Annotated in this window: 25 protein-coding genes; 1 reads left to right on the forward strand and 24 read right to left on the reverse strand. The window is 51.5% G+C overall.

All coding sequences use genetic code 11. The features are described 5' to 3' along the window. Nucleotides 1-148: 148 nt before the first annotated feature. Complete coding sequence (locus tag ABYV89_RS02900) at nucleotides 149-427, forward strand: hypothetical protein (RefSeq protein ID WP_432821421.1); 279 nt, start codon at nucleotides 149-151, stop codon at nucleotides 425-427. Between the two features lie 117 nt (nucleotides 428-544). On the opposite strand, the gene ABYV89_RS02905 is transcribed toward ABYV89_RS02900, so the two are convergent. The 24 genes from ABYV89_RS02905 to ABYV89_RS03020 form a co-directional block, all read right to left on the reverse strand. Further along, complete coding sequence (locus tag ABYV89_RS02905) at nucleotides 545-1372, reverse strand: CatB-related O-acetyltransferase (protein WP_432821422.1); 828 nt, start codon at nucleotides 1370-1372, stop codon at nucleotides 545-547. A gap of 331 nt (nucleotides 1373-1703) precedes the next feature. Then, entirely contained in the window at nucleotides 1704-2612 is a 909-nt protein-coding gene (locus tag ABYV89_RS02910; RefSeq protein ID WP_432821423.1) for a hypothetical protein, read from the reverse strand. Between the two features lie 30 nt (nucleotides 2613-2642). Beyond that, entirely contained in the window at nucleotides 2643-3515 is an 873-nt protein-coding gene (locus ABYV89_RS02915) for an N-acetylneuraminate synthase family protein (RefSeq protein WP_432821424.1), read from the reverse strand. A gap of 83 nt (nucleotides 3516-3598) precedes the next feature. Then, nucleotides 3599-4789: a cytidylyltransferase domain-containing protein gene (locus tag ABYV89_RS02920; RefSeq protein ID WP_432821425.1), complete on the reverse strand. Its 1191-nt coding sequence runs from the start codon at nucleotides 4787-4789 to the stop codon at nucleotides 3599-3601. 9 nt (nucleotides 4790-4798) lie between these two features. Continuing rightward, nucleotides 4799-5998, reverse strand: a complete 1200-nt coding sequence (locus ABYV89_RS02925) for a glycosyltransferase (RefSeq protein ID WP_432821426.1) — start codon at nucleotides 5996-5998, stop codon at nucleotides 4799-4801. A gap of 57 nt (nucleotides 5999-6055) precedes the next feature. Continuing rightward, nucleotides 6056-6877: a hypothetical protein gene (locus ABYV89_RS02930; protein ID WP_432821427.1), complete on the reverse strand. Its 822-nt coding sequence runs from the start codon at nucleotides 6875-6877 to the stop codon at nucleotides 6056-6058. A gap of 9 nt (nucleotides 6878-6886) precedes the next feature. Next, entirely contained in the window at nucleotides 6887-7672 is a 786-nt protein-coding gene (locus tag ABYV89_RS02935; protein WP_432821428.1) for a class I SAM-dependent methyltransferase, read from the reverse strand. A gap of 370 nt (nucleotides 7673-8042) precedes the next feature. After that, nucleotides 8043-9419, reverse strand: a complete 1377-nt coding sequence (locus ABYV89_RS02940) for an ABC transporter ATP-binding protein (protein ID WP_432821429.1) — start codon at nucleotides 9417-9419, stop codon at nucleotides 8043-8045. Nucleotides 9420-9488: 69 nt separating this feature from the next. Then, complete coding sequence (locus ABYV89_RS02945) at nucleotides 9489-10361, reverse strand: ABC transporter permease (protein WP_432821445.1); 873 nt, start codon at nucleotides 10359-10361, stop codon at nucleotides 9489-9491. Between the two features lie 349 nt (nucleotides 10362-10710). Then, a complete protein-coding gene (locus ABYV89_RS02950; protein WP_432821430.1) occupies nucleotides 10711-11574 on the reverse strand; it encodes a tetratricopeptide repeat protein in 864 nt (287 codons plus the stop codon). After that, nucleotides 11574-12380, reverse strand: a complete 807-nt coding sequence (locus ABYV89_RS02955) for an ABC transporter permease (RefSeq protein ID WP_432821431.1) — start codon at nucleotides 12378-12380, stop codon at nucleotides 11574-11576. Before ABYV89_RS02955 ends, ABYV89_RS02950 begins: the two co-directional genes overlap by 1 nt. Beyond that, entirely contained in the window at nucleotides 12377-13303 is a 927-nt protein-coding gene (locus ABYV89_RS02960; protein ID WP_432821432.1) for an ABC transporter ATP-binding protein, read from the reverse strand. Before ABYV89_RS02960 ends, ABYV89_RS02955 begins: the two co-directional genes overlap by 4 nt. Continuing rightward, the gene (locus ABYV89_RS02965; protein WP_432821433.1) at nucleotides 13300-15189 is read right to left on the reverse strand and encodes an O-antigen ligase family protein; all 1890 of its coding nucleotides are present in this window, start codon (nucleotides 15187-15189) and stop codon (nucleotides 13300-13302) included. The genes ABYV89_RS02960 and ABYV89_RS02965 overlap by 4 nt, the downstream gene beginning before the upstream one ends. A 154-nt stretch (nucleotides 15190-15343) precedes the next feature. After that, complete coding sequence (locus tag ABYV89_RS02970) at nucleotides 15344-15736, reverse strand: hypothetical protein (protein ID WP_432821434.1); 393 nt, start codon at nucleotides 15734-15736, stop codon at nucleotides 15344-15346. 34 nt (nucleotides 15737-15770) lie between these two features. Then, nucleotides 15771-15983 (reverse strand): type IV pilin protein, encoded by a 213-nt coding sequence (locus ABYV89_RS02975; protein ID WP_432821435.1) that lies wholly within the window; start codon nucleotides 15981-15983, stop codon nucleotides 15771-15773. A 374-nt stretch (nucleotides 15984-16357) separates the two neighbouring features. Then, the gene (locus ABYV89_RS02980; RefSeq protein WP_432821436.1) at nucleotides 16358-16558 is read right to left on the reverse strand and encodes a type IV pilin protein; all 201 of its coding nucleotides are present in this window, start codon (nucleotides 16556-16558) and stop codon (nucleotides 16358-16360) included. Between the two features lie 724 nt (nucleotides 16559-17282). Next, nucleotides 17283-17693, reverse strand: a complete 411-nt coding sequence (hepT, locus tag ABYV89_RS02985) for a type VII toxin-antitoxin system HepT family RNase toxin (protein ID WP_432821437.1) — start codon at nucleotides 17691-17693, stop codon at nucleotides 17283-17285. Continuing rightward, nucleotides 17690-18124 (reverse strand): type VII toxin-antitoxin system MntA family adenylyltransferase antitoxin, encoded by a 435-nt coding sequence (gene mntA / locus ABYV89_RS02990; RefSeq protein ID WP_432821438.1) that lies wholly within the window; start codon nucleotides 18122-18124, stop codon nucleotides 17690-17692. The genes hepT and mntA overlap by 4 nt, the downstream gene beginning before the upstream one ends. Nucleotides 18125-18228: 104 nt before the next feature. After that, the gene (locus ABYV89_RS02995; RefSeq protein WP_432821439.1) at nucleotides 18229-19629 is read right to left on the reverse strand and encodes a sigma-54-dependent transcriptional regulator; all 1401 of its coding nucleotides are present in this window, start codon (nucleotides 19627-19629) and stop codon (nucleotides 18229-18231) included. Nucleotides 19630-19657: 28 nt separating this feature from the next. Next, nucleotides 19658-21301: an ATP-binding protein gene (locus ABYV89_RS03000; protein ID WP_432821440.1), complete on the reverse strand. Its 1644-nt coding sequence runs from the start codon at nucleotides 21299-21301 to the stop codon at nucleotides 19658-19660. After that, on the reverse strand, nucleotides 21301-22518 hold the full coding sequence (locus ABYV89_RS03005; RefSeq protein WP_432821441.1) for a type II secretion system F family protein: 1218 nt from the start codon (nucleotides 22516-22518) through the stop codon (nucleotides 21301-21303). Before ABYV89_RS03005 ends, ABYV89_RS03000 begins: the two co-directional genes overlap by 1 nt. Nucleotides 22519-22610: 92 nt before the next feature. After that, on the reverse strand, nucleotides 22611-23723 hold the full coding sequence (locus tag ABYV89_RS03010; RefSeq protein ID WP_432821442.1) for a type IV pilus twitching motility protein PilT: 1113 nt from the start codon (nucleotides 23721-23723) through the stop codon (nucleotides 22611-22613). A 118-nt stretch (nucleotides 23724-23841) separates the two neighbouring features. After that, complete coding sequence (pilB, locus tag ABYV89_RS03015; protein WP_432821443.1) at nucleotides 23842-25542, reverse strand: type IV-A pilus assembly ATPase PilB; 1701 nt, start codon at nucleotides 25540-25542, stop codon at nucleotides 23842-23844. 511 nt (nucleotides 25543-26053) lie between these two features. Continuing rightward, nucleotides 26054-26486 (reverse strand): riboflavin kinase (locus tag ABYV89_RS03020; RefSeq protein WP_432821444.1); only part of this gene is annotated, 433 nt, incomplete at its 5' end.

The following is a 26486-nucleotide window of genomic DNA, read 5'->3' on the forward strand; positions in this document are numbered from 1 at the left end:
GCCGACCGAGCAGTCGAGTTATGACCGCCCGCAGTCTGGCCCACCTTGAAGAGCTGGCCGACAAGGGCAAACGGGGCAAATATGGGGGACCGCTGTCCTTGAGATGACGGGCAAAATGCCCCATATCTTCAGGACACATGGAGCGCCGGTGAACCAATATCTTCTGGACGGCAAATTGATCCGGCGACTGCCACCCGGCGTAAACCAAGTGGTCCGCGAACAGAATGGGGGCGAAATGCCGGTGGAGCAACAAACTCAACAGCCCCTGGTCGTGGCGATGCAGGGGTTTCGTAGCACACATATTCTCCTCTACCAAAGCCAATCGCATCGCATCTTTAACCAGATCTGCCCCCTTCCCCTCATTGCGAAGCCCGTGCACACCCCCGGCAGTGGAGAGCATCTCGTCTTGTTTTCCCTAAAATACTGATGTCCTCAATTTTCTCCTGCAATATCAATCGCCTATACGCAGCAGTATAGCAAGAAGTGGAGTTTTTATCTATTTTGCTTGTGGAGTTTGCAGCATTTTAAATAGTTTTCTAACCCTTCAGAGCGCTAACGGTTCTGCTTCAGCATCGGTCTTAGCCCAATCGAAAAAACCAGACAGATCTTCTGTGATGAAGTATGGCTGAGCAACACGCAGCTTCTCTTCCGACCAGTTCCACCATTGAACCTTCAAAAATTTATTAATCGTCTCTTCATCAAAACGATATCGAATAATTTTTGCTGGGGCTCCACCAACAATTGCATAATCTGGAACATCCTTGACAACGATCGATCCTGCGGCAATGATTGCACCATCGCCAACCGTTATCCCGTCCCGAATGAAAACCTTTGCACCTATCCACACGTCATTACCGACCTCGACTTTTTCTCTTTCTTCAAAATGTCCTTCATCCGTAAAAGAAACACCGCATTGCCTAAGGGTCGAGAAAAAAATCGGGCTTGTACTGACGAAATTGGTGGGGTGGTTACCATAACCACACAGCAGGTAGGGGCCGACAGAGCAGAAACGGCCGAAAGAGGCCATGCTGACAAGAGAACCCATAGCAAAATAACTATACTTATCGACAACAACATTAGACAATCGGCAACCGTTATAAATTGCAACATGGCTATTAATTTCTGAGTTGTGTATCTGGGCATCAACCAACATGACATTGTCTTCGCATCGGCTACCGACAACCAAAGACCGGTCAACAACATTAGCAGACTTTCCGAAGGTCGAGGATTTTATCGTTACGTGATCCCCGATGACAGCCCCATCGCCAAAACTCGAATCTTTACTTATCGAAACATAATTACCTATCAGGGTTCCGGGGTAAAAAAATTTGTATTTAATTTTTGAAGTTTTACCAAGAATCCATCGTAACATACCAAATAACCTTAAGGAAGGAATGTAGTCCGTTGTCGTCCAAGCAATTGTCTTCAATTTTAATTTTTATTCAACTAATTATAGTTTCATATGAAGTCCATTAAGAAACTTATTGAGTTTACTTTCTAATTGTTCTAATTATTGGTGGCCTTTTCGGCCCCAAATGGCTCCTACTTAAGAACTAGTTTGTTTTTGGCAACAATTTCATGAACAGAAAATGGAGCTTGCGATCTTGGTGCGGGGAATCAATGTATTCCTGTTGCAGCCCCTTTCACCTCGGGGATATCGACTTAGGCCCGGAGTTTATCGGTGTAATATTCTTCTATCACGACTATGAATTCAAAATATCTTCCAGAGAAACCCTTGGAAAAACATCTAGCATACCACCCTTTGTCGCATTCAATATCTGGCAACCTCTCTGTTTGGCATACTCCTGCATCAAACGATATTGCTGCCAGCGAAAGTAATATTCTTTAAACCAACGCTCAGTGGTAAACCCAGAGAGGTGTTCAACATCACTAACTCCTTCTTCCTCTTTGTAAAAGTGATGGTCGCTAACCCTCTTTGTGTCATGCAGATAATCATGGTCACAACCAACCAGATAAACTTCTTTGAACCCCATATAAAAAGCTAGCTGGATCGCAGCATATATAACTGTACGCACCTGAAAGGGAGACGCGGCTATATCCCAAGTGCTCTGTCTTAGATGATTTTGCTCATTAAGATCTGAGCTATGAGTGTAATCGATTAAGTATGTATCTTGAAAAGATTTTTCAGGGTGCAGCCTGAAAAACTCATAAGTGGAGTATTGATATGGGGCATGGCAGAAGAAACAGATTGTATTTTTCGAATAATTCTCATGCATGCCATCAACAAGTTTCTCCACCTCGGCAAAAGTAAAAGGTGAATGGTAAGGAGCAACGACATGGTATTGAGGAGAAATAACCCGGATGTCTCGATGTAAAAAAAAGTGGCTGACAGCAATACAATGTTCATCTGCAAGAGATCTCAAATCCTGCTGGGCGACTGAAGGGCCGGTTGCAAGAATAAAACACCGCTCGCCCTTATGTTGGTCTTTGAAAACGGTATTATCTTTGGCCAGGTGGGCGACCTGGCTATTTAAGGAAGCGCGTTGGTCTGGCGCGCGGTGGTCACGTAACTGCTCAAGGAGTTGATAGACTCCTCGGGGGAGCCCCCAGTAAGCCAATTTTTTGAGTGCCGTATAGCATGGGGTTTTCATAAACCTGCCGTCTATTCCTTATGATTTTCATTATGTAGCTTTACGTAATTTTTTTCGGATCGGAACTTCACTGTCATACACTTTTTTCACCCCATCCCCCAAGGCCTTCTCAACAGTCCTGATATCCCTGACCAAGCGAGCCAGCCCACCCGGTTCTACCGAAGCGGCCTGATCTGAGCCCCACATCGCGCGGTCCAGAGTGATGTGTCTCTCAACGAAACAGGCTCCAAGCATGACGGCTGCAAGTGTTGTTTGCAACCCGACTTCATGTCCTGAATACCCGATGGGGCAGTCAAATTCATCCCGCAGAGTCCGTATCATCCTCAAGTTCAACTCCTCCGGCGGACACGGGTAACTGCTCGTACTGTGAGCAAGCAACAACTGTTGAGGAGGAACCTGCATGACCCCCGCCCTGATTTCCTCCATCGTTGACATGCCTGTGGAAACAATGACCGGGCGGTTTTTTGAAACGGTATGCTGCATTAGCTTGCCATCCGTAAGACTGGCTGAAGCCATTTTGTAGCACGGGGGGGAAAATTGATCTATGAAATCTACAGATGGTTCATCCCAGCAGGAAGCAAACCAAACGATTCCCTTGTCAAGACAGTAACGATCTATTTCTGCATACTCCTGCTCGCCGAACTCTACGCGGAGGCGGTATTCCATGTAGGTCATCACCCCCCACGGAGTTTCGCGCATGACGTCGCGCTGTGCTGGCGGCACACACAGTTCTGGCGTACGTTTCTGAAATTTAACGGCATTACATCCGGCAAGACTGGCTGCATCAATGAGTTTCTTTGCAATACCGAGATCACCGTTATGGTTGAGGCCGATCTCGGCGATGATGTAAGTGGGGTGCCCTACCCCGATTAAATGTTCCCCTATTTCAACAACTGCACCCAAACTAAACCTCCTTCTTCTATTCGTATGTTTTTACCACTATAAATAGATCTGCCAATTAAGATGACTGGCAAACAATTGTCTTGCTACAATACCATGCTTTTCAATATCAGTTCACTCACCTCCCGGACAGCATCATCCCCTCCCCTAGATTCTAGGATGATTTTCGCAATTGGCCAAACAGAAGGGTGCGCATCGGCAACTACCACAGGGCAACCGACAGACTGCAGACATTCAATATCATTTACATCATTACCAACAAAAACCGTCTTATCCAGATCGACCTGACGCTTTTCTGCCCACGATTGCAGTGCCCCGATTTTGTCATCCAGTCCTTGCAGGCAGTCGATCTCAAGTTTAGCGCAACGAGCAGCAACAACCGGGTTTTTTTCTGTAGATACAACAACCACAGCAACGCCCGCTGCACGCAACCGTCCTATCCCCCAGCCATCGCTCCTGCTGCAAAACACCGCTTCCTGACCATTTTCCAGGACCAGCACGCGGTTGTCTGTAATAACACCGTCAAAGTCCAGAGCAAGAGCTTCCACCCGGACAGGTAATTGTGTTGCTTTGGCGGCCTTCAATTGTTCCCGCAATAAGGGCTCGGCCACACTTAGATCCAAGGGGGAATCTATTTCCCAACAGCGTTCAGCCGGCATCTCATAAAGAGCGGTTTTACCGAAAAACCGGTGTCTATGTTTGATAAATTGCTGCGTATCCATGACATAGACAGAGCCAGTTTCAATATATTCGGCCGCTCGCTGCTGCCGCAGAGGACGAAACGCCTTATCGTGATTGACACCGACAGCATCACCCTGTTCATCTTTCCGCCACAGGAAATAATGAAAATCACTGACCGCAAGAGCTGTATCAGCGTCCCCATCAATAAACACCTGAACCGTCCCATCGATATCGGCAGCCAGGGTTAAGGGAGACGTACATTGCAAAAAAACTAAACTCTCAGGAAGAACCTCACCCGCTTGTTCCAGCGATTCCAGCACGTGAAGAAGCGCCCCCTCTGACGAGGCCAGATCTCCACTCAATTCAGCGGGTCGCATGATCACCTCGGCACCAAATTGGCAAGAGACCGCCGCAATCTCCTGATCATCAGTGGAAACAATAATCCGGTTGACATAACGGGCCGCTTTTGCTGCCTCGATTATCCACCCGATCAATGGCTTGCCAGCCAACATTTGAAGGTTCTTCCTGGGGATTCCTTTCGACCCTCCCCTTGCTGGAATAATTGCCGTCAAAAGTGCTTGTTTATCAATCATCATACGCCCTATTCAATCCCCTCCTTGAACACGTTTTATTTTCTCAAGAGCCAGACAATATCTCTCAACAAGGAACTTTCTGGAAAATTGTGTCCAATAGGTCATGGAGGCTTCCTGAACGATCTCGGAACTCAAGTCGGCAGAAGTTGCAGCCTTTAATCCACTGACCATGTCTCCGACATTTTCATGCGAGAAGAGCCACCCCGTTCTTTCATGCTCTATCAACTCGGAAACACCATCCACTTCGGCAGCGACCACCGGCGTCTTAAGTACCATCGCTTCCAAAACAACCCTCGGCATGGCCTCTGCCCGGGAAGCCAACAACAAAGCATCGGCCGCATAAATCCACTCAAGCGCACACGACTGCTCGAGAAAAAACCTGACATAACCTGTCAAGCCGCTCTGTTCAACTTTTTTCTCCAGGTCTTGTTTCCAGCAAAGGGGATCTGCCCCAACAAAGCAAACCAGAGCTTGTGGAATTTCCTGAACAATAGCAGCTAGGTTTTCGATTACTATGTCCTGACCCTTGCGGGGCTGGAGGCTACCGATACACATGATCAGAAACCTGTCAGAGGGCAATCCCAGAGAATGTTTACTCCTGGCCTTATCATTCTCCAGTAACTGTCGGGCCTTCTCCTCTTCACAACAGTTCGGGATATAGTCACAGGGGATATTTTTCAATGCGTCCATGGACCCCCATTCATCCCGGCAATTTGAAGAAACAAAAACATAGTGATCATATTCCGCCATGACTCCTAGGGCCCAGTCCAAATCTCGAGAAGCCGTTGGCGACAGAAAATGCCGCGGAGATTCGCGGACGATAAGTACCTTTGGTGCGTCAGTTTTTATCTCAATAGAGTTCCACACATCATGACTGCATAGGCCATTAACGAGGATCAATTCCGGCTGCATGAAGCTTCTTAAAAGAAGACGCCTAAAGAAAAAAACAACGAAATCCACAAGGATAAACACTGTCTTTACAGGCTTAAAAAAACTCATCCCTGAAAAATTAAAGACCGCTGGAAGGTGTTTTAAAAAAACCCTTCCAGTATCAACACCATTCAAAAATGGTGGAAGTTTATCACTTTTATCACCTCGGCCACTGACCACAGTAACCGACTCATCAGTCGCCAACAACGCTGACAATACATCCAGCGCCGACTTGAAAACGCCCGTTTTCCCTCCCAATTGAAGCGTAAGAAATAAAATCATTCGAAAAATCCTGTCATATTCCCAAATCAAACATGATCGAAAATTATAAGGTAACCACTAAAGGCAGTCTTCAATCGATCTATAAGAACAGATTTTTTCCTCGACAAGCAAACTATTGCAGTTGGCAGAAACCAGGTCTACACCTCTTTCCTGTAGATGAGAGACGACTCTAGGGAGCACAGCCTGAACTCCGGGCGTTCCATTGTATTCCAGTGCCGTCAAATGAATGCCTGCGTCCTGAGCCATTTTATGCTTCCGCAATGTCCCTTCATTAAGCCCATTGTGTAGCCTGTGGACCTTCTTGATTTCTTGCTCAAAAAAGGGACTGAGCTCTTTTAAATCGACTCCAACTAAACAAATATCTGAACCCGGAAAAACAATCGCAGCCAGATTAATCGCTGTTGTGAGCGATCCCCGGTAAAAAAAAAGTTTTTCCTGGAGGGTTTCTGCCCAATAAAAAGATCTCGGGTCGCTGCACTGATCATTTTTAAAATATTCAATATTTTTGTAGCTGCTCAAAAAAGGCATCCAGTAGCAGTTTTCAGCATAAACCTGCTTTCGTCTCTCCAGTGCTGTCTTGAAATTCCTACCAGGAAAAACCAGTGTCTCCCGATAATATTCGTTAACAAAAAAACGTATTTCACTACCGAGCTTCCTAGCAATACGCAACGACTCAAAAAATACAAACTGAGCTGGGTAATGGCGATCTGCAAGAAAACAAAATTTAGGAACAAGATTTATCTTTTTGTGAAAAAGCAGAAATTTGTTCAGCGCGAGAGTTTGAGTATGTTTATTCAAAAGCTGCAGTTCACGACTCGATAGGTCAAGCATCGATTGCCCTGACCCTATTATAAAGCAGGTTTTTTTTGCTTCTGTCATCGTTTGGCCTTAAGGTTTTTCTGCTTCAATGTAGAAACTGTACTCAGCTCTTTCCTGCCGATCAATACTAGGTGATTGCATGGCAGGACACGCTGAATCCGTAAATTTCCCATTTCTAACTAAACGGAAACCGGCAGAGACAAACAGGTCGTGCAATTCCGGGTAATCATAGACATGGACATGAGCCGGGACACGAGCGGGATCCATAAGAGAAACACACCAGTCACGGAAACCATATCGACCCAATTCTCTTAACTTATCGCCAACGATCCGCACGTCAACAAGTGGCCCTCCACCGACATCAAAACGCCCTGAGTATGATGCTAACCAACCGACAAAAAGATTGTGGAGGAGAAGATGCTCGGGAGGCAGAACACCAGCTTGGACCCTCTGAAAAATTGGTGATGCCCCATTTGCAAGGAACCAATGCCAGTCGCTAGCCTCGAACTTTCCAATCAACTGGTTCAAGTCAGGCGTCGCGAAGCGGATGACCCCCCCTCTTTTCATGCAACGAAAACAGTCCTGTACAAGCAAGCGACCTTGGTCAAAAGTCAGATGCTCTATCAGGTGGGAGGCATGGATCGCATCTACAGAGTTGTCAGGAAACGGCAGATTCCCATACCGTAAATCACAAAGGAAATCAGAACCGACCAGATCGACACATTCCCAACCAGGACGGAAGAATTTGTCTTTCGTATCCCCGAGAGAAAGATATATCCTCCCACCAAAGCGGAGTTGGCGTCCAATTTTTCGCCCCAGTTGAGTCCTTCGAAATTTATCGATAAGTCTATTCAACAGCATAGCATCCAGCAAGACACAATTTACCCTCAGCCTAAGCAGGCGTTCTAAGCAAAGTCCAGACCAAGGCGGAAAGCAAGTCATTGATAGTGGCTGACGGGTACAACTCTCTGGCAGCATTAAGCACGTCTTGGGTAATCCACTCCAATCGACCGCGACCGGGCGATTTGACTAAAGCAAGGGTCTCGACCTCGGCATTTTCTATATAACTCTGAAGATCTTTCAACGTCATCCGGTTCAGACTTTTACGAAAAAAAACTAATGCATCTTAGACTTCACATTTAACCACAATACAGACATCACATTTCATCGCACTGACTTCACTATTTAATCTTTGTCTTCGGAAACAGGGCATTTAGCACAACGATTATTGATTCTCTGTAACCACCCAAGGAATTCTTATCGACAGGCAGCCTGGTCGTTTGTCTCCTCTGGGTGAATCGATATCGGTCAATCTGAAATCGAGAACGTCCTCCCGTTTGTCTTCCTGTTTGCTACCGATTGCGCTGCCGACAGAAACGATGTAATTGGTGGGAGCAAGCAAGCGTCCCTGTACCTGCAGTAAGAATTGATGTTTCCCCACTTTCAGGTCATAACTCGGGCAGGGTTGTACATCCCGACTATCAGTAAAAAAGACAATCTGCCCTTCAGCATTTTTCAGATAACAGGTCAAGACCAATCCAGGCACGACCTCCCTGACCTCATAGACAATTCTGATAGCAAAAGAGTCCTCGCAGGTCATTTCCCGAACAGCTACTCCTTTTTGGTTCCTGATGGATAGTTCCTTGAACTGCCCCCGTTTATCCAGCTCTTGTTCAAAGCAGACTGTGTTTTCTTGATCTATGTCGGAGAACAGGTATCTCTCCACAGCTTCCCTTGCAGGCAGGACTGCAGTGAGTTCACCGTTCTGCAATAAAGCACACTTGTCGCATAGATTGTTGACCGCGCTCATGTTGTGGCTGACAAAGAGGACTGTGCGCCCTCCCGCAGCAATATCCTTCATTTTGCCGAGACATTTTTTCTGAAACGCCACATCACCTACCGCCAGGACCTCGTCCACCACAAGAATTTCAGGCTCGAGATGTGCCGCAACGGCAAAGGCCAAACGTACATACATCCCGGACGAGTAACGTTTGACAGGTGTATCAATAAACTTTTCAACCTCAGCGAAAGCGACAATCTCATCAAATTTCTGGATCACCTCGGCTTTTGTCATACCGAGAATTGCGCCGTTCAGGAAAACATTCTCCCTCCCAGTCAACTCTGGATGAAAGCCGGTCCCGACCTCCAACAGACTTGCGACCCTCCCCTTCAAAAGGACTTGCCCCCTGCTCGGCGTTGTCACTTTCGAAAAGATCTTGAGAAGAGTCGACTTCCCGGCTCCATTCCGGCCGATAATGCCGAGAACTTCACCTTGCATGACATCGAATGAGATGTCGCGCAGCGCCCAGAATCGATCCTGAGCCCCAGCCGTTGGCAAGGCCCCCTGACCGTGCATCCCCCCTAGTCGGGCATTGGGATCTTCCTGTCCACGGATTCGCGCCCACCAACTCTGGAGATCATTTGCGAGCGTGCCGTGATTGATTGCACCAAGACGGTACTGCTTCCACAATTCTTCGACCCGGATGACAACATTGCCCCCCAGGGAGAAATCGACGGGACGCATTTTAAGTCTCTCCGCAGATGGTTTCTGCTCAGCAACTTCAGGGGTAAGCCCGAGATCTATTTGATTCTCACGATCCATAATTTATGCCATTAATCATTGGCAGACTTTGGTTCATACGAAAACCTCATGCTTTGCTGCACCTTCAAATCAAACGGTATCCATAAAGCTTTTCTCGATTCTTGAGAAAAGCACAATCCCCAGAGCAAGAATGAGTAGCGTCATAATAAAACTGACCAACAGATTCAATGCATTCACCTCTCCCACGCCAAGAAAAGTATAACGGAAAAACTCGATGAGCGGCGCCATGGGGTTGAGAGCCATCAGCCAATACCATTTTTTCGGGACAATACTCATCGGGTAGACAACCGGCGTCGCATACATCCACAGTTGCGTACCAAAACCGACCAGTTGAGCCAGATCACGATACTTGGTGGTGAGCGAAGAGATGATAATTCCGCACCCTAGCCCCAAAAAAGCCATTTGCAAAACAATCAGGGGCAATAAAATTAACAGGGGTTTAAAGTGAATATCGGCGTCCTTCACGGCAAAATATCCCCAGAAGCACAAAAACAGGGCCACTTGAATGACAAAAGCTATCAGATTACTGAGGACTACAGAAATCGGCACGGTCAATCGGGGGAAATAGACCTTGCCAAAGAGGTGTGCATTGCCCACAAAAGTGTTGGAGGTTTTGGTTAGACAATCAGAAAAATACCGCCAGGCCACGAACCCGGACAGGTAAAAGAGGATTTGTGGAAGGCCGTCAGTGGATATTTTGGCAACCTGGCCAAAGATAATAGTAAAAACCAGGGTCGTCAAAAGCGGCTGGATGAGATACCAGAGTGGCCCGAGAACCGTCTGTCTGTATACCGCCACAAAGTCGCGTTTGACAAACAATGCGATCAGGTCGCGATAACGCCAAAGCTCTGCAAGATGAATATCAAACCAGCCAGAAACCGGACGCAAGGTGGTGGTCCATTCGCCCCCTGCAGAGTCGCCTGTAAGTGTCGGATTAATCATCTGGTCTTTGTTCGAGTTATGCACGCGTCCCCCACCAGGATACTTAATCGTGTTTTTAGAGAGCATCAATGGGTTGGTATCTTTTACCGGCACTTATCCTTACCGAGCATGCCTTGGATTTCACATGATCTACATAGGCGGGCGAAAATTCTTTGAAACTAAAGACATAAGAGATTCTACTGATATTTTTCTAGAGGTAACCCACAAGTTCAAACATGCTGAGATAGATCGCCTGATCATCAGCACACTCACTGTACTCTTTGCAACAGGATCGATAGAGGCACCCTCATGACATGGTCCAAAAGCCGCATTCTGAAAGCAAGGGACCCACATTCACCTGACCAGCTGGCTAATCATCCTTGCGGGGCAAGTGATCAACAAACTTGCTGGTACTGAACACCCTGCCGAACTTCATGATGACCCACTCCCCCCCATAGGGGTCTACTGGAAGAGTCTCCAGATATCCAGCCTCCAGAACTTCCTTGATATTATCGGGCATCCGATCCTTCTCCGACTTGAAACGCTCAACGGCCTCTTCGATAAGATCGGCGCGTTCAAGTGCCAGCAGTCTCTTTTCCAGGCGCAGTTTAAGGCGCTCATCGCTGGTCTGGGTCAGCACTCCCCGGAGAAACATGATGGCCGTCTTTGCCTTGCCCCCATAATAACCGAGTCGAGCCGCCAGAGGGGTCAGAAATTCGGGGCTTCCCGGCAACCGGCTGGCCTCCATCAGGTATTCGGCCCCCTTGGTGTAATCCTCTAGAAAGTAGAAGGAGTTGAAACCGATAAAGAAAGGGATTTGCCAATCATCGACCCGGTGTTTCCGCCCCTTCTCCAGCAAACGGTTGGCATCTTCCACCTTGCCGGCATCCCAGGCCAGCACCCCTTCGGCAAGTACGTAGGGATCGAGAAAATAGGGGTCCAGGTCGGTAACAGCCTCAAGGCCGGCAATGATATAGCGCCAGTCGTCCTCGGTCAGTTTCTGCTGATGCATGGTCCGTTCCCCGTAAAAGGTGATGGTCTTCAGCAGCTGAAAATCTGACAGAATCCCCTTATGCTCCAAGGCCATAAGGCGGGTAAAGCGGGAGGGGATAATATACCCGGCCTCGGTAGAACTGCGAACAACCGCGCGCTGGTCCCATACGTGCCGGTTCAGCCAGCCGTATGCGGGCAGAATCAACACTGCAAGCAGAACCAGACCGAAGCGGGCCGACATCAGTTAAACTCCCGTCGCTGAAAAATAAGGGAGGCAAAAAGCAGAATCAGAGTGACATAGGCGAAGCCATACCCCATTGATCCAAGCAGCCGTTCGCTTTCGATGGCCAGCCCGTGGGCAGCTTCGAGCTGAAAGTCGAACACGGAAAAGTTTGGCACCAGGTAGACGACCATGTCGATGAACCATTTCAACTGCACCGAGAGGTCTTCAGCGAACCCGGACTTGAGATAGAAGACCACTTCCTCGATGCTCTGCCCAACCACATAGGTGCAGATGGAAAATATCAATGTCACAAATGAACTGGTGCTGACGGTACTGAAAAAGACCACGATCGCACTCATAACGGCGAGCTTGAGATAAACAAATAAGCAGGCCAGAAAAAAGGTCAACCAGGAAAAAGCCCCGAAATAAGCCGGATAAAGAACGCGCAGCAGAAAAACGGTGGCGCTGCACAGCCCCACGAGAATCAACTGCGACATGAACACGAAAAGCAGAATGCCGAGATATTTGCCAAGAATGTACTCCACCCGGCTCACCGGTTTGGAGAGCACCAGGTGAATGGTCTTCTTTTCGATATCTTTAGTCATCAGATTGAGGCCGACAAACAATACCAGCAGCAGCCCGGAAAAAGAGAGTGCGCTGAGATTCATATCGACCGTAACCTTGCCGATATCGCGCATGAAGAATCCGGCCACGGCGACATTGAGCCCGAGAATGAACAGCGAGAAAACGACGATCCCCAACACGGAGCGATTACGGATTCCCTCCTTGTAGGTGATCCAGGCCAGAGCCATACAGCGACTCATTGGGAACTCTCCTTAACGGTCTTGAGAAAAAGGTCTTCGAGAGATACACGCTCGGTTCGCGTCGCCAGCACCTGCACATCAAGCGCATTCAAATGGCCGACAACTTCGGCCAGTCGTTGCGGCGCCACCGACATAATCTCGCCTTCGGCCCCCCGCAGAAGAACTCCTGCCGCAGCGGTTACAGCCAGGCGCTGCTCTTCGCTCATCGCTCCCAGCACCAGATGAACCGGCCGCTGGGAATCCTCGCGAAACTCGCTGTGATGAAATTCACGCACCAGCTTGCCGCCAACCAACAGTCCAATGCGGTCGCACAACCGGCCGACATCGCTGAGAATGTGAGAGCAGAAAAAGACGGTTTTCCCCGCTTTCTTGAGATCCAGAACAATGTCAAAAACCCCTTTACGGCCGATCGGATCGAGCCCGGACATCGGTTCATCGAGAATCACAACATCCGGGTCGTGAAGCAGGGCAAAGCAGATACCGGCCCGCTGCAACATCCCCTTGGAGAACGTTCTCAATGGCCGCCTGCGGGAGGCGGTCATCTCGACCCGCTCCAGCAGCTCGTCAATGCGCGCGGCACGCCGGGCTGGCGCCATGCCCGAAGCACGGCCGCAGAACTCGAGCAATTCCTGCAGGGTAAGGTGATCGTAGAGGTAAGGGTTTTCGGGGAGATAACCGATGACCTTCTGAATCGAGGCTTCGGCCAGGGGCCGGCCGCGAAAAGTAATTTTTCCCCGGTCGGGCCGGATCAGGCCGAGGATCATGCGGATGGTCGTGCTCTTGCCGGCGCCATTGGGGCCGATCAAGCCATACACCTCGCCGGTGGCCACTTCGAGATCCAGATCGTGAACCGCCTGCACTTTTTTCTTGAACAAGCCAGGATCGTAGGTCTTACTGACAGCGCAAAGGACAATTTCGCTCATAGCTTCCGTTCATCGGGCACACCGGTATCAATTTGACGTGCCGGTAAAAAGGATTCAACAGATCGACCGGTCTTGGCAGCCGCCCGACGGACATTGAGCTGGTGCAGATAGACCCAGGCCGTCTCGAATACCGGATTGCGCTCAATGGTCATCTTTACGGCCTCGTAGGCCTTGTCTTCTGCCCCGGCCATATCGTACAGGAGCGCCAGAGTGTACCATTGCCAGTAGCCGCCCGCCTGTTGAACCAGGGTCTCTGCGGCGGCGACCAACTGGCCGACGATCGCATCATCCCCGGTCTTTGCCGCCAGCCGCACCAGCTTCGGCAAAAAATCGTTGAGGATCCGGTACTGGCTGTAAGGATTATACGCAAGCTCCTGAAACATCACAATGTTTTCTTTGAGATCAGACGTTCTGACGAGATTGTCGCGCAGCCTGCCGATCTGCCACTCGATACCAAACAACCAGAGGCCAACGGTCATCCCGGCCAGCAGCAGAAAAACCGCCAGGCGCCTGGGCCAGACGCGCCAGTTGGCCTCCCAACCGCTGCCACCGGCCAGCAGAATGCCGGCAAAGGCCAGAAAAAGCGCACCGAGCGGCGGATACCGAAGAGGCCATTCAAACAGGGACTGCAGCAGAAACGGGAGCAGAAACAGGTGACAGAAGAACATCCGGGGCTCGGCAGCCCCCCCCTGACGGCGCAAGCTGCGGCGCAGCGAGACCAGAAACAGGGCAACCATCGCTGTCAGCGCAACAAGGGCAGGCAGCCCCCCCTCTGCAACCAGCTGGAGATATTCGTTATGGGCCCAGCAGGCATTGTGCCCGAGCGCTTCATATTCAACGACTCTAAGCAGATCATGCGCGGCCAGCTGGTATTGCGGCAGCTGGTACTTGTAATTATCCAGCCCGACTCCCAGCCAGGGGTGATCACGAAACATCAGCAAGGCGCCGGCCCACAGCACCAGCCGTTGATCGTCGCTATGCGACCGATTCGCCGCGCTGGTCAGAACCGGCCCGCCCGGCACGATGGCGGACACCACAGCCGGCGCCCCGCCGGCAGCGGAAGAGGTCTCCACCTTCGCCGGTTCGAAAGCACCGTGCATCAGCACCCAGTACAGAACAAAAGCGCCTGCGATCGTCCCAAGCATTCGCACAAGCTCGGTCCGCTGCCCCACGCCATCAGCAAGCCGGTGACGCAGCGCGGCCCAGATGAGCAAGGCCAATACGGTCGCCAGCGAGATCCATCCGGCCCGCGACTGGGTCAGCAAGAACACAAAAGCCACCAGCCCCACGGGAAGCCAGCGCAGCGGCCAAAACACATGGCGCACCACCGGGCGGTCGCCATAGAGCAGCAGCCAGGCAAAAGCCAACAGACAGAGGACCAGCAAGAGAGCGAAGAGGTTGGATTGGTAATAGATGCCGCTGAGACGGATGCCCCAGGTCGGGGGGAGCAACCAGGGGATCAGCATCTCTTCAGCCACCCCGAAAGCGAGATAGTCGAGATACTGGTAAAGACCGAGCACCGCCGCACCAACCCCGGCTACCAGCACCCCCTTGACCAGCAGGTCGAAAAAGGCCGCTGCGGGGCGCGCCAGCTGGATGACCAACAGCAGAAAGAGCAGGCAGGAAAGCATCACGCCGGCTCCCACCCAAGCGGTCGCGGCCTGGGGGGCCTGCACGGCGGAACAGATCGCACCACCGGCCAGCAGCACAGCAGGCCACAATGCCCGGGGAAACCAGAGGCGACGGCTTTGCGCCAGATACGCCAGCGAAGCGCCCAGAGTGCCGAACAGAAACAGGAACTGCTTGGCCACCTGGTTTCCGTCGCCCAGCCAGGGGAGCCAGACAAACTGCAACAGGGCTATGCCCGCGACAACCGAGCAGGACAAGGGCTTCGGGCTCAACTCCCCCCGAACAACCAGCGAAGGTTTTGGCGACGTCGACACATTGACCACCCGGGCAAAAGAAACCAGCAATCGTTTAAACGAGAAAACCCCCTCCAGAGGAAGGGGTTTTCAAGAGCAGAACTACAACAAAACGAGCTTACTTGCCAACTTCTTTCCAGCTGGAATCGAAGGCGCCATCGCTCGGGACGGTCGGCACAGTGACGTTTTCAGCAAGAATCGCAGCTTCAGCATCCGAGTACTTGATGCCCTGATAGTCGCTGGCTACGCCGTAGGCCTTGGTCCCTTTGGCATTGTAGGAGAGGGCGGCGTAGGTTGTCCCGTCAGTGGACGCCACATATGCCATCATGACATTGGGGGAAAGGGTCACCCGGATCGTGCCGCCACCGCCAGTGCCGTCCTCTATGGTCACATCGCCGTCTTTAGCACCCTTAAAAGCGCCCGTGCAATCAACATCAGCAGCAAAGGCAGCACCGGCGGTCAGAGAAAGCGCCGCCGCTACGAACAGCAGTTTCTTCATGATATTTTTCATTGAGCATCTCCTTTTATCGACAGAAGGTTTTTAATTAGTAGGGGTAATGATAGCTCTCGGCGTAGTGGGCCTCAATGTTGGTTCGCGTGGTCCGCAAATCAGCCTGAGCTGCCGAGTTGAACGCCTTCTGGCGATACGAGGCAAACTGAGGAATGGCGATTGCCGCCAGAATACCGATGATCGCAACAACGATCAACAGTTCGATCAGGGTAAACCCCTTCTCTGATTTTCTGAATTTCTTAAGCATGTTCACTTCTCCTTTCATGATGTCAGGTGGTGCCGGAATACCGGCCAAATACAGTAACCTTACCAAAATCTAGAGTGCTGTAATCCTCCACCCCCCTTGGGTTGTGAGTTCAAACATTACGCTTAGCTTGCCTAATACATATACAACATCTATTCCAACTCTTCAGACAAATGTTTTTTGTTAAATTTTGCAACATTTCAGCTACTTACGTCTATGTGCCACAAAATGTTCTGACGTCTACATTTCAGCTAAGCCATTTTTTGTCTACCCGCAGTAACAATTTTTGTCACTTTCGTTTGCAGGACCAGGGTTGGACAAGCCCCTGAAAACCACGCACCCGGAGAGGCGACAAGGAGCACTAATAGCGATACAGGTCAATAGGGGTAGTGGTAACGATCCGTATATTGAGCCTCAACAAGCATCCTGACACTGCTCAGATCAGTCTGTGCCCCGGAGTTAAAAGCTTTTTGCCTATACTGGGTAAATTGCGGGATGGCAATGGCCGCAAGAATGCCAATGATCGCGACTACGATGAGCAACTCAAGCAACGTGAAACCTTCTTGAGACTTCTCCATCTTAAAACTCCCCCCCCCCCAAACCTGTCGGACTGATCTCGAACTGGTTGCTAAATCGTCTCTTTGATCCAGACAGAGCCCCTTTTTAACAATAGCTAAGCCATCAAGCTCGAATCTGTGTTCAAACATTCAATTTTCGCTACAGGCCGCACAGCATGACAGGCACCGAGACGAAATTTAAGACCCATTGAATGAAGGACTCACTGAACATACGCTCTCTACATAAACATATTTTCACCAGCCACACCTTAAAAGATGCAACTAATGTTCCTTTTTTCTGCATTCTAAAAATCTCCTACTGTCCGTCTCGACCCTCTGTCCTTCAAGCTAACTCCAAAACCGGCCTTACGCAAAGACGCAAAGCCGCGGTTAACCCCTCAAAGATAAGGGCCTAATACCCATGGTATCGGCCCTTACTGCGGCGCCAGCCTGCGTCTTTAGTGAGCGCAGCGAACGAGCGTGAGATATGATTTTTCTTTTCGGGTTATGCACTTGGCTTCAGCTGGGGTTGGCTGACCGACAACCAGACCAATCGTATTCACAGGGATGAACAGAACATACAGGATTATAGACCCTTCATTATTATTCCCAACCCTATCCTGCCCATCCTGGCTATCCTTGTCGTAATGCTTTTTTCTACCTAGACTTGCTCATTCACTTGATTAAAGTGAATACCTAGATTTTCTTTTAAATCGATTTCCGTCTTCCCGGATGAGATTTCCATTCAGACCTCGATGGCAACGCCCAGCGCTCTGCAGAAACCAACGAGATCCTGGTAGCCCTTGGTCAAAATGTAACGCAAAATATCCAAATCCAGCTTCTGGTATTCGTGAACAGCCACATTACGAAAACCCACCATGGCCTTCATCGAGAACGCAAGGGCAGAATCCAGGCGGCCTCCCTGCTGCAAGAGATCAAAGGCCTGAGCGCTGCTCTGAGGAACCCCCAGGCGTTCTTTGGCAACGACATACATGGACATATCTATCGCGGCCTGACAGGCCCGCTCCAGATTAAGCAAAAGGGCGTCCAGATGCGTGAAGTTATCCAGGGCAGGGCAATTCTGATACTCCTCGAGAACTCGCTTTGAGCAGCGTTCAATAATGGCTGCCTTATTAAGTAGGACATCATCTATCATTGATTCACTCCATAAGCCATCAGAACAGGGCGCCGTTGCTCATTAAGACTGGCGTAAAAGGAGAAAACGTACATGGCAAACTCATTTGAAAAAGAACTATCCTTTTCATAAAGGACAAGCCCTGAAGAGAGAACTTCTTTGGCAAAAACAGGGTTAGAAAGATCGAGCAAACCAAAGTGTACGGGGGAGGCAAGAACACTTTCGAGCTGTGCAGCATATTGCAGAAGTAACAACCCCGAAGGGATTTTCCCTCTCGAGAAAAGAAGTGCCAAGTCAATGTCGCTATCCGGTCGCATCCTCCCGGAAGCAGCTGAGCCGTGGAGATAGGCCAACTCCAGATGTTCCAGCTTGCTCAGTTCCATCCTCAAATAGCCCAACTGCTCGGGGGACAGCTGACATTTTAATTTCGGTACGGCTGTTTTATTCGCCATGGTATCCCTTTGTCACAAAACGGAGTCTGCCTTGATTCAATTGATAATGTAACCTGATTTTCAATGAGTTGCCAAGGATGCGGACAACTTTTCCGCCTTCCGCCCTACTCCCCCTCATCATCCCCGTCTGGTGCGATGTCGAATTTCGCCAATCGGTAGCGGATCGAGCGAAAGGTAATCCCCAGCAGCTCAGCAGCTCTCTTACGCACACCACCGGTTTTCTCGAGCGCCTTTAAAAGAATGTCTTTTTCGATGTTTCCCAGATAGGCATCGAGATCGAGCCCGACATCGGGAATCTGCAGCAGGCTCCCTTCGGCAGAGGGGCCTCCGGATCGGAATTGTACCGGCAGGCAGTCTTCCGTCAATTCGCCGGACTGACCGAGCACGACGCAGCGCTCGATGGTATTTTCGAGTTCACGGATATTGCCCGGCCAGTTGTAATCAAGCAGACGCCGCATGGCCCCTTCGGCAATCCGGATCCCCTTGGTGCCAGTAAGCTTTTCATAAAAATGCTCGATCAGCAGCGGGATATCGCCCCGCCGCTCGCGCAGCGGCGGCAGATTCAGGCAGATGACGTTGAGCCGATAGAAGAGATCTTCCCGAAAGGCCCCACGGGCGACTTCTTCGACCAGGTCTTTATTGGTGGCTGTCACCACCCGGACATCGACCTTGATATCCCTGGTACCGCCAACCCGGCGGAATTCCCGCTCTTGCAGCACCCGCAACAGCTTGACCTGCATCATCGGCGGCAGTTCGCCGATTTCATCGAGAAAGATGGTACCGCCGTTGGCGATTTCGAACAATCCGGCCTTCTGTTGCACGGCTCCGGTGAACGACCCTTTTTCGTGACCGAAGAGTTCACTTTCGAGCAGATTTTCCGGTATCGCGCCGCAGTTGATGGGAACGATCGCCTGGTCGCGGCGGTCACTATTGTAGTGAATGGCCCGGGCAACCAGCTCTTTTCCGGTACCGCTTTCCCCAGTGACCATGACATTGGCCTTGCTGCCGGCGACCTTCTCGATCAGGTCGTAGACCTCTTGCATGGGCTTGCTTTTGCCGATCAGGCTGCCGAAGGAGTAGCGCTTGCCCAGCTCTTTTTTGAGCTGCAGGTTCTCCTGCCGCAGCGCCTTGCGTTCGAGGGCGTTCTGAACCACCAGCCGGATTTCATCGTTCTGAAAGGGCTTGATGATGTAGTCGTAGGCGCCGTTTTTCATCGCCACGACCGCTTCTTCGGTGGTTGAAAAAGCCGTGATCATGATCACGGCCGTCTCGGGAAAGCGCTGCCTGATATGCGACAACAACTCAAACCCCGTCAGGCGCGGCATCTTGATGTCGCTGATCACCAGGTCGTAAGCACAGGCCTTCAGACGGTCAACCGCCTGTTGCCCGTCGCTGACTGCATCGACAAGATAGCCCTCACGGTGCAACATGATGGAGAGGACCTCCCGAATGCTTTCTTCATCGTCAACGATCAGAATGCGGTATTTGTTCGCTTCGCTGGTCATAAATGGTTCCTGGGGGCAAATAGACAAGTCATCGCTTTAGCGCGATGGTAAACCGGGTTCCGCCGTGAACGCCATCGGTCACCCTGATAGTGCCACCGTGTCCTTCGACAATCGCATAGACGGTGGCCAGGCCGAGACCGGAGCCTTTATCCTTGGTCGTAAAAAAAGGCTCAAAAATCCGGCTCCGTACTTTGCCAGGGATCCCGGGACCGGTATCTTCCACATAGACCGACGACGTCTCAACTTCGCCGCCGAGGGTCAGGGTGCCACCATCGGGCATCACCTCGACCGCATTGATCGCCAGATTCCACAGGGCCTGACGAAACTGCTGACGATCGACATGCAAAATGAACTGCGCTGGATAGTGGCGAAGGATGCTAAGGGTGGAAAATCGGTTGTCGCCGCTGATCATTTCGGAAAGTTCATCCAGCAGGACTGCAATATCGACACCTTCAAGCTGTGATGGCCGGGGCCGGGCATACACCAGAAAATCAGTCAGCAGCACGTTCAACCGATCCGCTTCCTTGACGATGATCTTCATCAGGCGCTGCTCATCCTCAGAAAGATTTTTGCCTTCTATCAGCAACTGGGCGCTGCCGCTGATCGACGCCAACGGATTGCGAATTTCATGCGCCATACCGGAAGCCAGGCGACCGACGGCTGCCAGCCGGTCGGCCCGCTTGAGCTGATCTTCCATGAGTTTGAGCTCGGTTAGATCCTGAAAAGTCACCAGCAGGCCCAGGGTCTGTTCCTGCGGGTCCTTGACCAGGGACGATGCGTAACCCAGAGTAAGAGTTTTCCCCTCTGTGCAGAGATAAGTCCCTTCGGCGCGGCTGACCAGAACAAAACCGGATTCATCAATAACATCGAAATCGTGAAACACCTTGCGGATATCGCGACCATAAACATTAGCAAGGGAAAGACCAGTGATTTTGCTGGCAGCCTGGTTGAAGGAACGAATTTTCCCTTCGGGATTGATAATCATCAGACCGCTGGTGACGTTGGCGAGAATGGTCTGGTTGAGATTTTCCAGCTCTTCGATGTCGAATTTACGTTTTTCCAGAGCTTCTTCGCTGCGCCGCAGACGACTTACCAGAATCGCGCTCAGAAAAGCGGTACAGAAAAAAGCCAGAACATTAACTAAAACAGCATAAAAGACCGAAGCACCATCTATTTTCTGAACAAAAGATAAGCCCCCGACATAGGGAAGATAGCCGTAATACTGCAGATCGAGCAAGCTTCCGTAGAGGATGGACGAGGCCGAAGCGACAAACAGGATATCCCGTCGCCCCAGAAAAAGACTGGAACTGATGATAACAAAAATATAGAGAAAGGAAAAAATACTCTCGATGCCGCCGGTGATGTAGATGAGCGACGAGGAAAGGAGCAGGTCCCAGACGATCTGGACCTGGACTAGGAAACGCAGGCTATGAAATCGCGGCAGCAGTGCCGCCGAAACCATTACCTGCAGACAGGATAAACCGCCGAGAAGATAAAGAAACGACAGAACGGGAGATACGGCGTTCTGATCGCTGCGCAACTGGAATATTACCGCCCCAACCAGAAACAGGCCGATAATCAGCGCCCGGGCAAAAAGATACCAGCGTAACTGGCCTTTGGAAACCTGGGGCTGCCTTTCAGCGGCGAGTAATGAAACCAGGGACGGGAACATCAACCGCCAACGGTACCGGCCAGCTTGAATATCGGCAGATACATGGCGATAACCAGGCCACCGACGGTCGTTCCGAGAAAGAGCATGAGCAACGGCTCCATCATGGCGGTCAGGTTGCCGACGGCGTCATCGACCTCATCGTCATAAAAGTCGGCAATTTTGTTGAGCATGGTATCGATGGCACCGGACTGCTCACCAACGGCGATCATCTGGCAGACCATCGGGGGAAAAACCCCCGACTGCTCCAGCGGCTCGGCGATGGTCTTGCCTTCGCTGATACTCTGGCGAACCTTGTAAATGGCCTTTTCCACGGTTTTGTTGCCGGCGGTCTTGGCCACGATATCGAGCCCGTCGAGAATAGGCACACCGCTGGAAATCATGGTCCCCAGGGTACGGGTAAACTTGGCCACGGATACCTTGCGGATCAAAAGGCCGAACACCGGTGCCTTGAGCGCGTACTTGTCCATGGCGGCGCGCCCTTTTTCCGTACGATAGATACGCTTGATTCCCCAGACGGTTCCCATAATACCGCCAATAATGACCAGAATGTAACTCTGGATAAAATTGCTGATATTAATGACAACCTGGGTTGGCATCGGCAAGGAGCCGCCAAAATCGGCAAACATCTTTTCGAAGGCCGGAATAACGAACAGCAGGATAACTGAAACAACAACCAGCGCAATCCCGATGATGGTGGTCGGATAGGTCATCGCGCTCTTGACCTGCTTCTTGAGCTTCAGGGCCTTTTCGATATATGCCGCCAGGCGGTTGAGGATAGTATCGAGAATACCGCCGACTTCGCCGGCGGCGACCAGGTTGACATAGAGTTCGTCAAAAGCCTTGGGATGTTTTTTCAGGGCGTCAGCAAAGGTCGAACCCGACTCGACACTCTCTTTGACGTTGACGAGAATTTTCTTGAAGGTTGCATTGTCCTGCTGTTTGCCCAGAATATCGAGACACTGAACCAATGGCAGACCGGCATCGATCATGGTAGCGAACTGGCGGGTAAAAACGACCAGATCCTTGGTGGTAATCTTGGGTTCGAACCCGGGAATCTTCAAGTCCATATCGAGACCTTTGCCACGGGCCTTGACCTTGGACGGCATGATCCCCATGCGCCGCAACTGGGCGTTGACTGCGGCCTCGTTCGGGGCTTCCATCTCGCCCTTCTGCACCTGGCCGGTGCGGTTCTTTCCTTCCCAGGAAAACTTCGGCATAGCTACCTCGTTTAAAACCGGTGATTAGTGATTGATCTTTGTGATTTGCGGTTGGCAATTGCTTGAACCAATCACCAATCACCAATCACAAATCACGGCCTCTGTGGATGGCCGCCGGGGGCCGGGCGCCGCAGCACCGCTGCCGGGTTGGCGATCATCTGCCTGAGCTCATCCGGCTCAGAAGACCGTGACAGGGCGATGTCCATGGTGACCAGTTTCTTATGGTAAAGCATGAACAGTGCCTGATTCATGGTCTGCATGCCATATTTATCCTGACCCATCTGCATCTGTGAATAAATCTGGTGCACCTTGTCATCGCGGATCAGGGAACGGATCGCCATATTGGGCACCATGACTTCCAGCGCCAGCACCCGCCCGCTGCCGCCGGCCTTGGGCAACAGGGTCTGCGACAGTACCCCTTCAAGAACAAAGGACAGCTGGGTTCGTATCTGCTGCTGCTGGTTGGTCGGAAAGACGTCGACGATCCGGTTGATGGTCTGAACACACGAGTTGGTATGCAAAGTGGCGAAGCAGAGGTGACCTGTTTCGGCAATAGTCAATGCGGCTTCGATCGTTTCCATATCGCGAAGCTCACCGAGCAGTACGACGTCAGGATCCTGGCGCAAAATATACTTGAGGGCTTTTTTGAAGGAGTGGGTATCGGCACCGACCTCGCGCTGATTGACCAGGCACTTCTTGTGCGGGTGCAGAAATTCGACCGGGTCCTCGATGGTCATGATGTGTTCGGAACGTTCGCTGTTGATCGCGTCGATCATCGCCGCCAGGGTGGTCGACTTGCCGCTGCCGGTCGGGCCGGTGACCAGAATCAGTCCACGGGGCTTGGCGGAGACATCTCTCACCACCTGGGGCAGTTGCAGGTCATCAAAGGTCTTTATTTTGTAGGGGATGAGTCGAAAAGCGCCAGCCACGGCTCCACGCTGCATGAACAGGTTGCCGCGGAAGCGGGAGAGCCCTTTGACCCCGAAAGACAGGTCGAGCTCATTCTCTTCCTCGAATTTACGCTTCTGGACATCGGTCAGAATGCTGTAACAGAGCTGTTTGGTATCTGCAGGCTGCAGAATCGGAAGCTTGAGCGGCACCATCTCGCCGTCGATGCGGATCAAGGGAGCCGTGCCGGTCGAAATATGAAGGTCAGAAGCCCCCTGCTCCACCATCGTCTTCAAAAGTTGATGCATACTGGCCATGGTTGTGAAACCTCTTGAAAGAAATCGTGATTAGTGATTGGTGGTTAGCGATGGGCGACTACCAATAAAAGCAATGGCATACTTAAGTCTGTCACTCGTCGCTGGTCACGGGACCTGATCAATCATCGGCGATCGTACTGCGAAGAACCTCTTCTACCGAGGTCACCCCCTCTTTGAGCTTGGTCAGCGCCGATTGGCGCATACTCTTGACCCCGAGCCGCATCGACTCCCTCTTGATCTCGGCCGTGTTGGCCCCGGCCAGAACCATTTCGCGGAGCTCTTCAAACATCGGCATGATCTGGTAGATACCGATACGCCCCTTGTAGCCGGTGTTGTTGCAGACAGGGCAACCCACGCCACGGTAACAGACATACTCATCGACCTCTTCGGGAGAGACCCCGGCGTCGATGAGCGCCTGTTTGGGGATTTCTTCTGGTTTTTTGCATTCGGAACAGACCCGCCGGCCGAGTCGCTGCGCGGTGATCAGGTTGACCGCCGAGGCGACCAGGAACGGCTCGATCCCCATGTTGAGCAGGCGATTGATGGTACTGGGAGCATCGTTGGTATGCAATGTCGACAAGACCAGGTGACCGGTAAGCGCCGCCTTGACCCCGATCTCAGCCGTTTCAAAGTCGCGAATCTCGCCGATCATGATGATATCAGGGTCCTGCCGCAGAAAGGCGCGCAGGGCGGCGGCAAAATTGAGCCCGATCTCCTCGTGCATCTGCACCTGGTTGATTCCGGCGAAGTTGAATTCGACGGGGTCCTCGGCCGTCGAGATATTCTCGGTGGTTTTGTTCAGTTCACCGAGGGCCGAATAGAGGGAAACGGTTTTACCGGAACCGGTCGGACCGGTGACCAGAACCATGCCGAAGGGCTTGTGAATCGCTTCCTTGAACCATTCGAGAGCCTTGGGCTCGTAACCGAGCTTGGTCATATCGAGCTGCAGGTTCGATTTGTCGAGCAGCCGCAGACAGATTTTTTCACCGAACAGGGTCGGCAGGCAGTTGACCCGGTAGTCCATGTCCTTGCCGCCGCCGAGCTTGATCTTGATGCGGCCGTCCTGGGGAAGCCGGCGCTCGGCGATATCCATCTCGGACATGATCTTAATACGGGAGGTGATGGCATTTTTCAGCTTCAGCGGCGGCTTCATGACCTCGTAAAGAACACCGTCGATGCGATAACGCACCCGGAAGGTCTTCTCGTAAGGCTCGATATGAATATCCGAAGCGCCGCGCTTGATGGCATCGGTCAGGATCAGGTTGACCAGCTTGACGACCGGAGCGTCCTCGCTGGCCTTCTCCAGTTCGCGGACGTCAACCTGATCGGCCTCGTCAATAATCTCGAGATCGATATCCTCGAGATCCTCCATGACGTCGGCAAGGCTGGCGCTCTGGTCGTAATATTTGTCGATGGCATCTTTAATCGAAGCTTCGGGAGCCACGACCACCTCGACATTGTACCCGGTCATGAACTTGATGTCGTCGATGGCAAAGATATTGGAGGGATCGCTCATCGCGACAATCAGGGTGGAACCGGCGCGATTGATCGGAATGATCTGGTATTTCTGCGCAACCTCGGCTGGGAGCAGGCGAATGACAGCCGAATCGATCTCGAATTCGGACAGATTGATCGAAGGCACACCGTATTGCTTGGACAGAAATGCGGCCAGCTCGTCTTCCTTGATATAACCGAGTTTGATGAGGCTGGCACCGAGCCGTCCACCATCAACCTTCTGGGCATCAAGAGCTTTTTTGAGTTGATCTTCGTTGACCAGCTGATTGCGAACCAGCAGCTCACCGAGGCGGTTGCCTTTCATCGACACAGGGAGGCTCCTAAGAGGTGACAAATTTTGTCCATCATAATAATCAGCAACTACAATGTCAAGAATAACAGCTGTTTCCGGCAGGAACGGCCAAAAGCCCAGCTGTCATGACGTCAGAAGACCGAAAAAAACAGCGTGCCTGAGAAAACGCTGCCGCAAAGGCAGGTTCCACACGCGCCTGAACACGTGCTCCGGCGCGCAAAAAGAGCTATGCCATCGCGCAACCGATAAAGACCAGACTACAGAGTGCAAACGACGTGCCGTAAAGAGCCGGGGGAAATTTCCGTTTAACCGCGGGGTGATCCAGGCAGCTTCCGTCGTCCCCCTTTGCGCCGATGCATAAAGTTAGTATTGAAAAGTCGGCACCTTGCATAACTGGCCCGAAAAATAAGCCGCCAAAGAAACCGGGCATTCAGGGCCGACGCGCGTACTTAGCAGCAGCCGTAAAATTATGGGAAGTTCATAATATTGACACGGATCAAGTCAAGAAACCGGTCCGGGGCTCTCATTCCCCCTCCCCCAGTCCGGACTTGGCAATTTCATGGTCGCAGGAAAAGTCGAGGTATTCCCGAAATTCGATAAGTCGACGGGTCGACAGGATCTCCCTGGCCCGCACGATATCCGCACGTATCGCCCGAACCAGTTCATCCACCGACGAGAAGCGTTTTTCGTTGCGCAGGCGCTCAAAGAAATAGATTCGCAGCGACTCGCCGTAAAGATCACCTTCAAAATCGAGCAGATGCACTTCGACGGTAACCTTCTGATTGCCGAAGGTGGGATTCCAGCCGATATTCAGCACACCGTCGTAGAGTTGCTCGCCCCGCCTGACCTTGACCGCGTAAACCCCCGGAATCGGTATGATTTCCTTGTCGGTAACCAGGTTGGCGGTGGGGAAGCCGAGTTTTTTTCCCCGCTTGGCCCCGTGGGAAACGGTCCCC

Source organism: Trichloromonas sp. (genome assembly GCF_041583255.1).
GTDB lineage: Bacteria > Desulfobacterota > Desulfuromonadia > Desulfuromonadales > Trichloromonadaceae > Trichloromonas.

Excerpts from the sequence above, each read along its gene's own strand:
- ABYV89_RS02905 (WP_432821422.1), bottom strand. The coding sequence starts at position 1,372 with ATGTTACGATGGATTCTTGGTAAAACTTCAAAAATTAAATACAAATTT.
- ABYV89_RS02910 (WP_432821423.1), bottom strand. The coding sequence starts at position 2,612 with ATGAAAACCCCATGCTATACGGCACTCAAAAAATTGGCTTACTGGGGG.
- ABYV89_RS02920 (WP_432821425.1), bottom strand. The coding sequence starts at position 4,789 with ATGATGATTGATAAACAAGCACTTTTGACGGCAATTATTCCAGCAAGG.
- ABYV89_RS02925 (WP_432821426.1), bottom strand. The coding sequence starts at position 5,998 with ATGATTTTATTTCTTACGCTTCAATTGGGAGGGAAAACGGGCGTTTTC.
- ABYV89_RS02930 (WP_432821427.1), bottom strand. The coding sequence starts at position 6,877 with ATGACAGAAGCAAAAAAAACCTGCTTTATAATAGGGTCAGGGCAATCG.
- ABYV89_RS02940 (WP_432821429.1), bottom strand. The coding sequence starts at position 9,419 with ATGGATCGTGAGAATCAAATAGATCTCGGGCTTACCCCTGAAGTTGCT.
- ABYV89_RS02945 (WP_432821445.1), bottom strand. The coding sequence starts at position 10,361 with ATGATTAATCCGACACTTACAGGCGACTCTGCAGGGGGCGAATGGACC.
- ABYV89_RS02950 (WP_432821430.1), bottom strand. The coding sequence starts at position 11,574 with ATGTCGGCCCGCTTCGGTCTGGTTCTGCTTGCAGTGTTGATTCTGCCC.
- ABYV89_RS02955 (WP_432821431.1), bottom strand. The coding sequence starts at position 12,380 with ATGAGTCGCTGTATGGCTCTGGCCTGGATCACCTACAAGGAGGGAATC.
- ABYV89_RS02960 (WP_432821432.1), bottom strand. The coding sequence starts at position 13,303 with ATGAGCGAAATTGTCCTTTGCGCTGTCAGTAAGACCTACGATCCTGGC.
- ABYV89_RS02970 (WP_432821434.1), bottom strand. The coding sequence starts at position 15,736 with ATGAAAAATATCATGAAGAAACTGCTGTTCGTAGCGGCGGCGCTTTCT.
- ABYV89_RS02975 (WP_432821435.1), bottom strand. The coding sequence starts at position 15,983 with ATGCTTAAGAAATTCAGAAAATCAGAGAAGGGGTTTACCCTGATCGAA.
- ABYV89_RS02980 (WP_432821436.1), bottom strand. The coding sequence starts at position 16,558 with ATGGAGAAGTCTCAAGAAGGTTTCACGTTGCTTGAGTTGCTCATCGTA.
- hepT (WP_432821437.1), bottom strand. The coding sequence starts at position 17,693 with ATGATAGATGATGTCCTACTTAATAAGGCAGCCATTATTGAACGCTGC.
- mntA (WP_432821438.1), bottom strand. The coding sequence starts at position 18,124 with ATGGCGAATAAAACAGCCGTACCGAAATTAAAATGTCAGCTGTCCCCC.
- ABYV89_RS02995 (WP_432821439.1), bottom strand. The coding sequence starts at position 19,629 with ATGACCAGCGAAGCGAACAAATACCGCATTCTGATCGTTGACGATGAA.
- ABYV89_RS03000 (WP_432821440.1), bottom strand. The coding sequence starts at position 21,301 with ATGTTCCCGTCCCTGGTTTCATTACTCGCCGCTGAAAGGCAGCCCCAG.
- ABYV89_RS03005 (WP_432821441.1), bottom strand. The coding sequence starts at position 22,518 with ATGCCGAAGTTTTCCTGGGAAGGAAAGAACCGCACCGGCCAGGTGCAG.
- ABYV89_RS03010 (WP_432821442.1), bottom strand. The coding sequence starts at position 23,723 with ATGGCCAGTATGCATCAACTTTTGAAGACGATGGTGGAGCAGGGGGCT.
- pilB (WP_432821443.1), bottom strand. The coding sequence starts at position 25,542 with ATGAAAGGCAACCGCCTCGGTGAGCTGCTGGTTCGCAATCAGCTGGTC.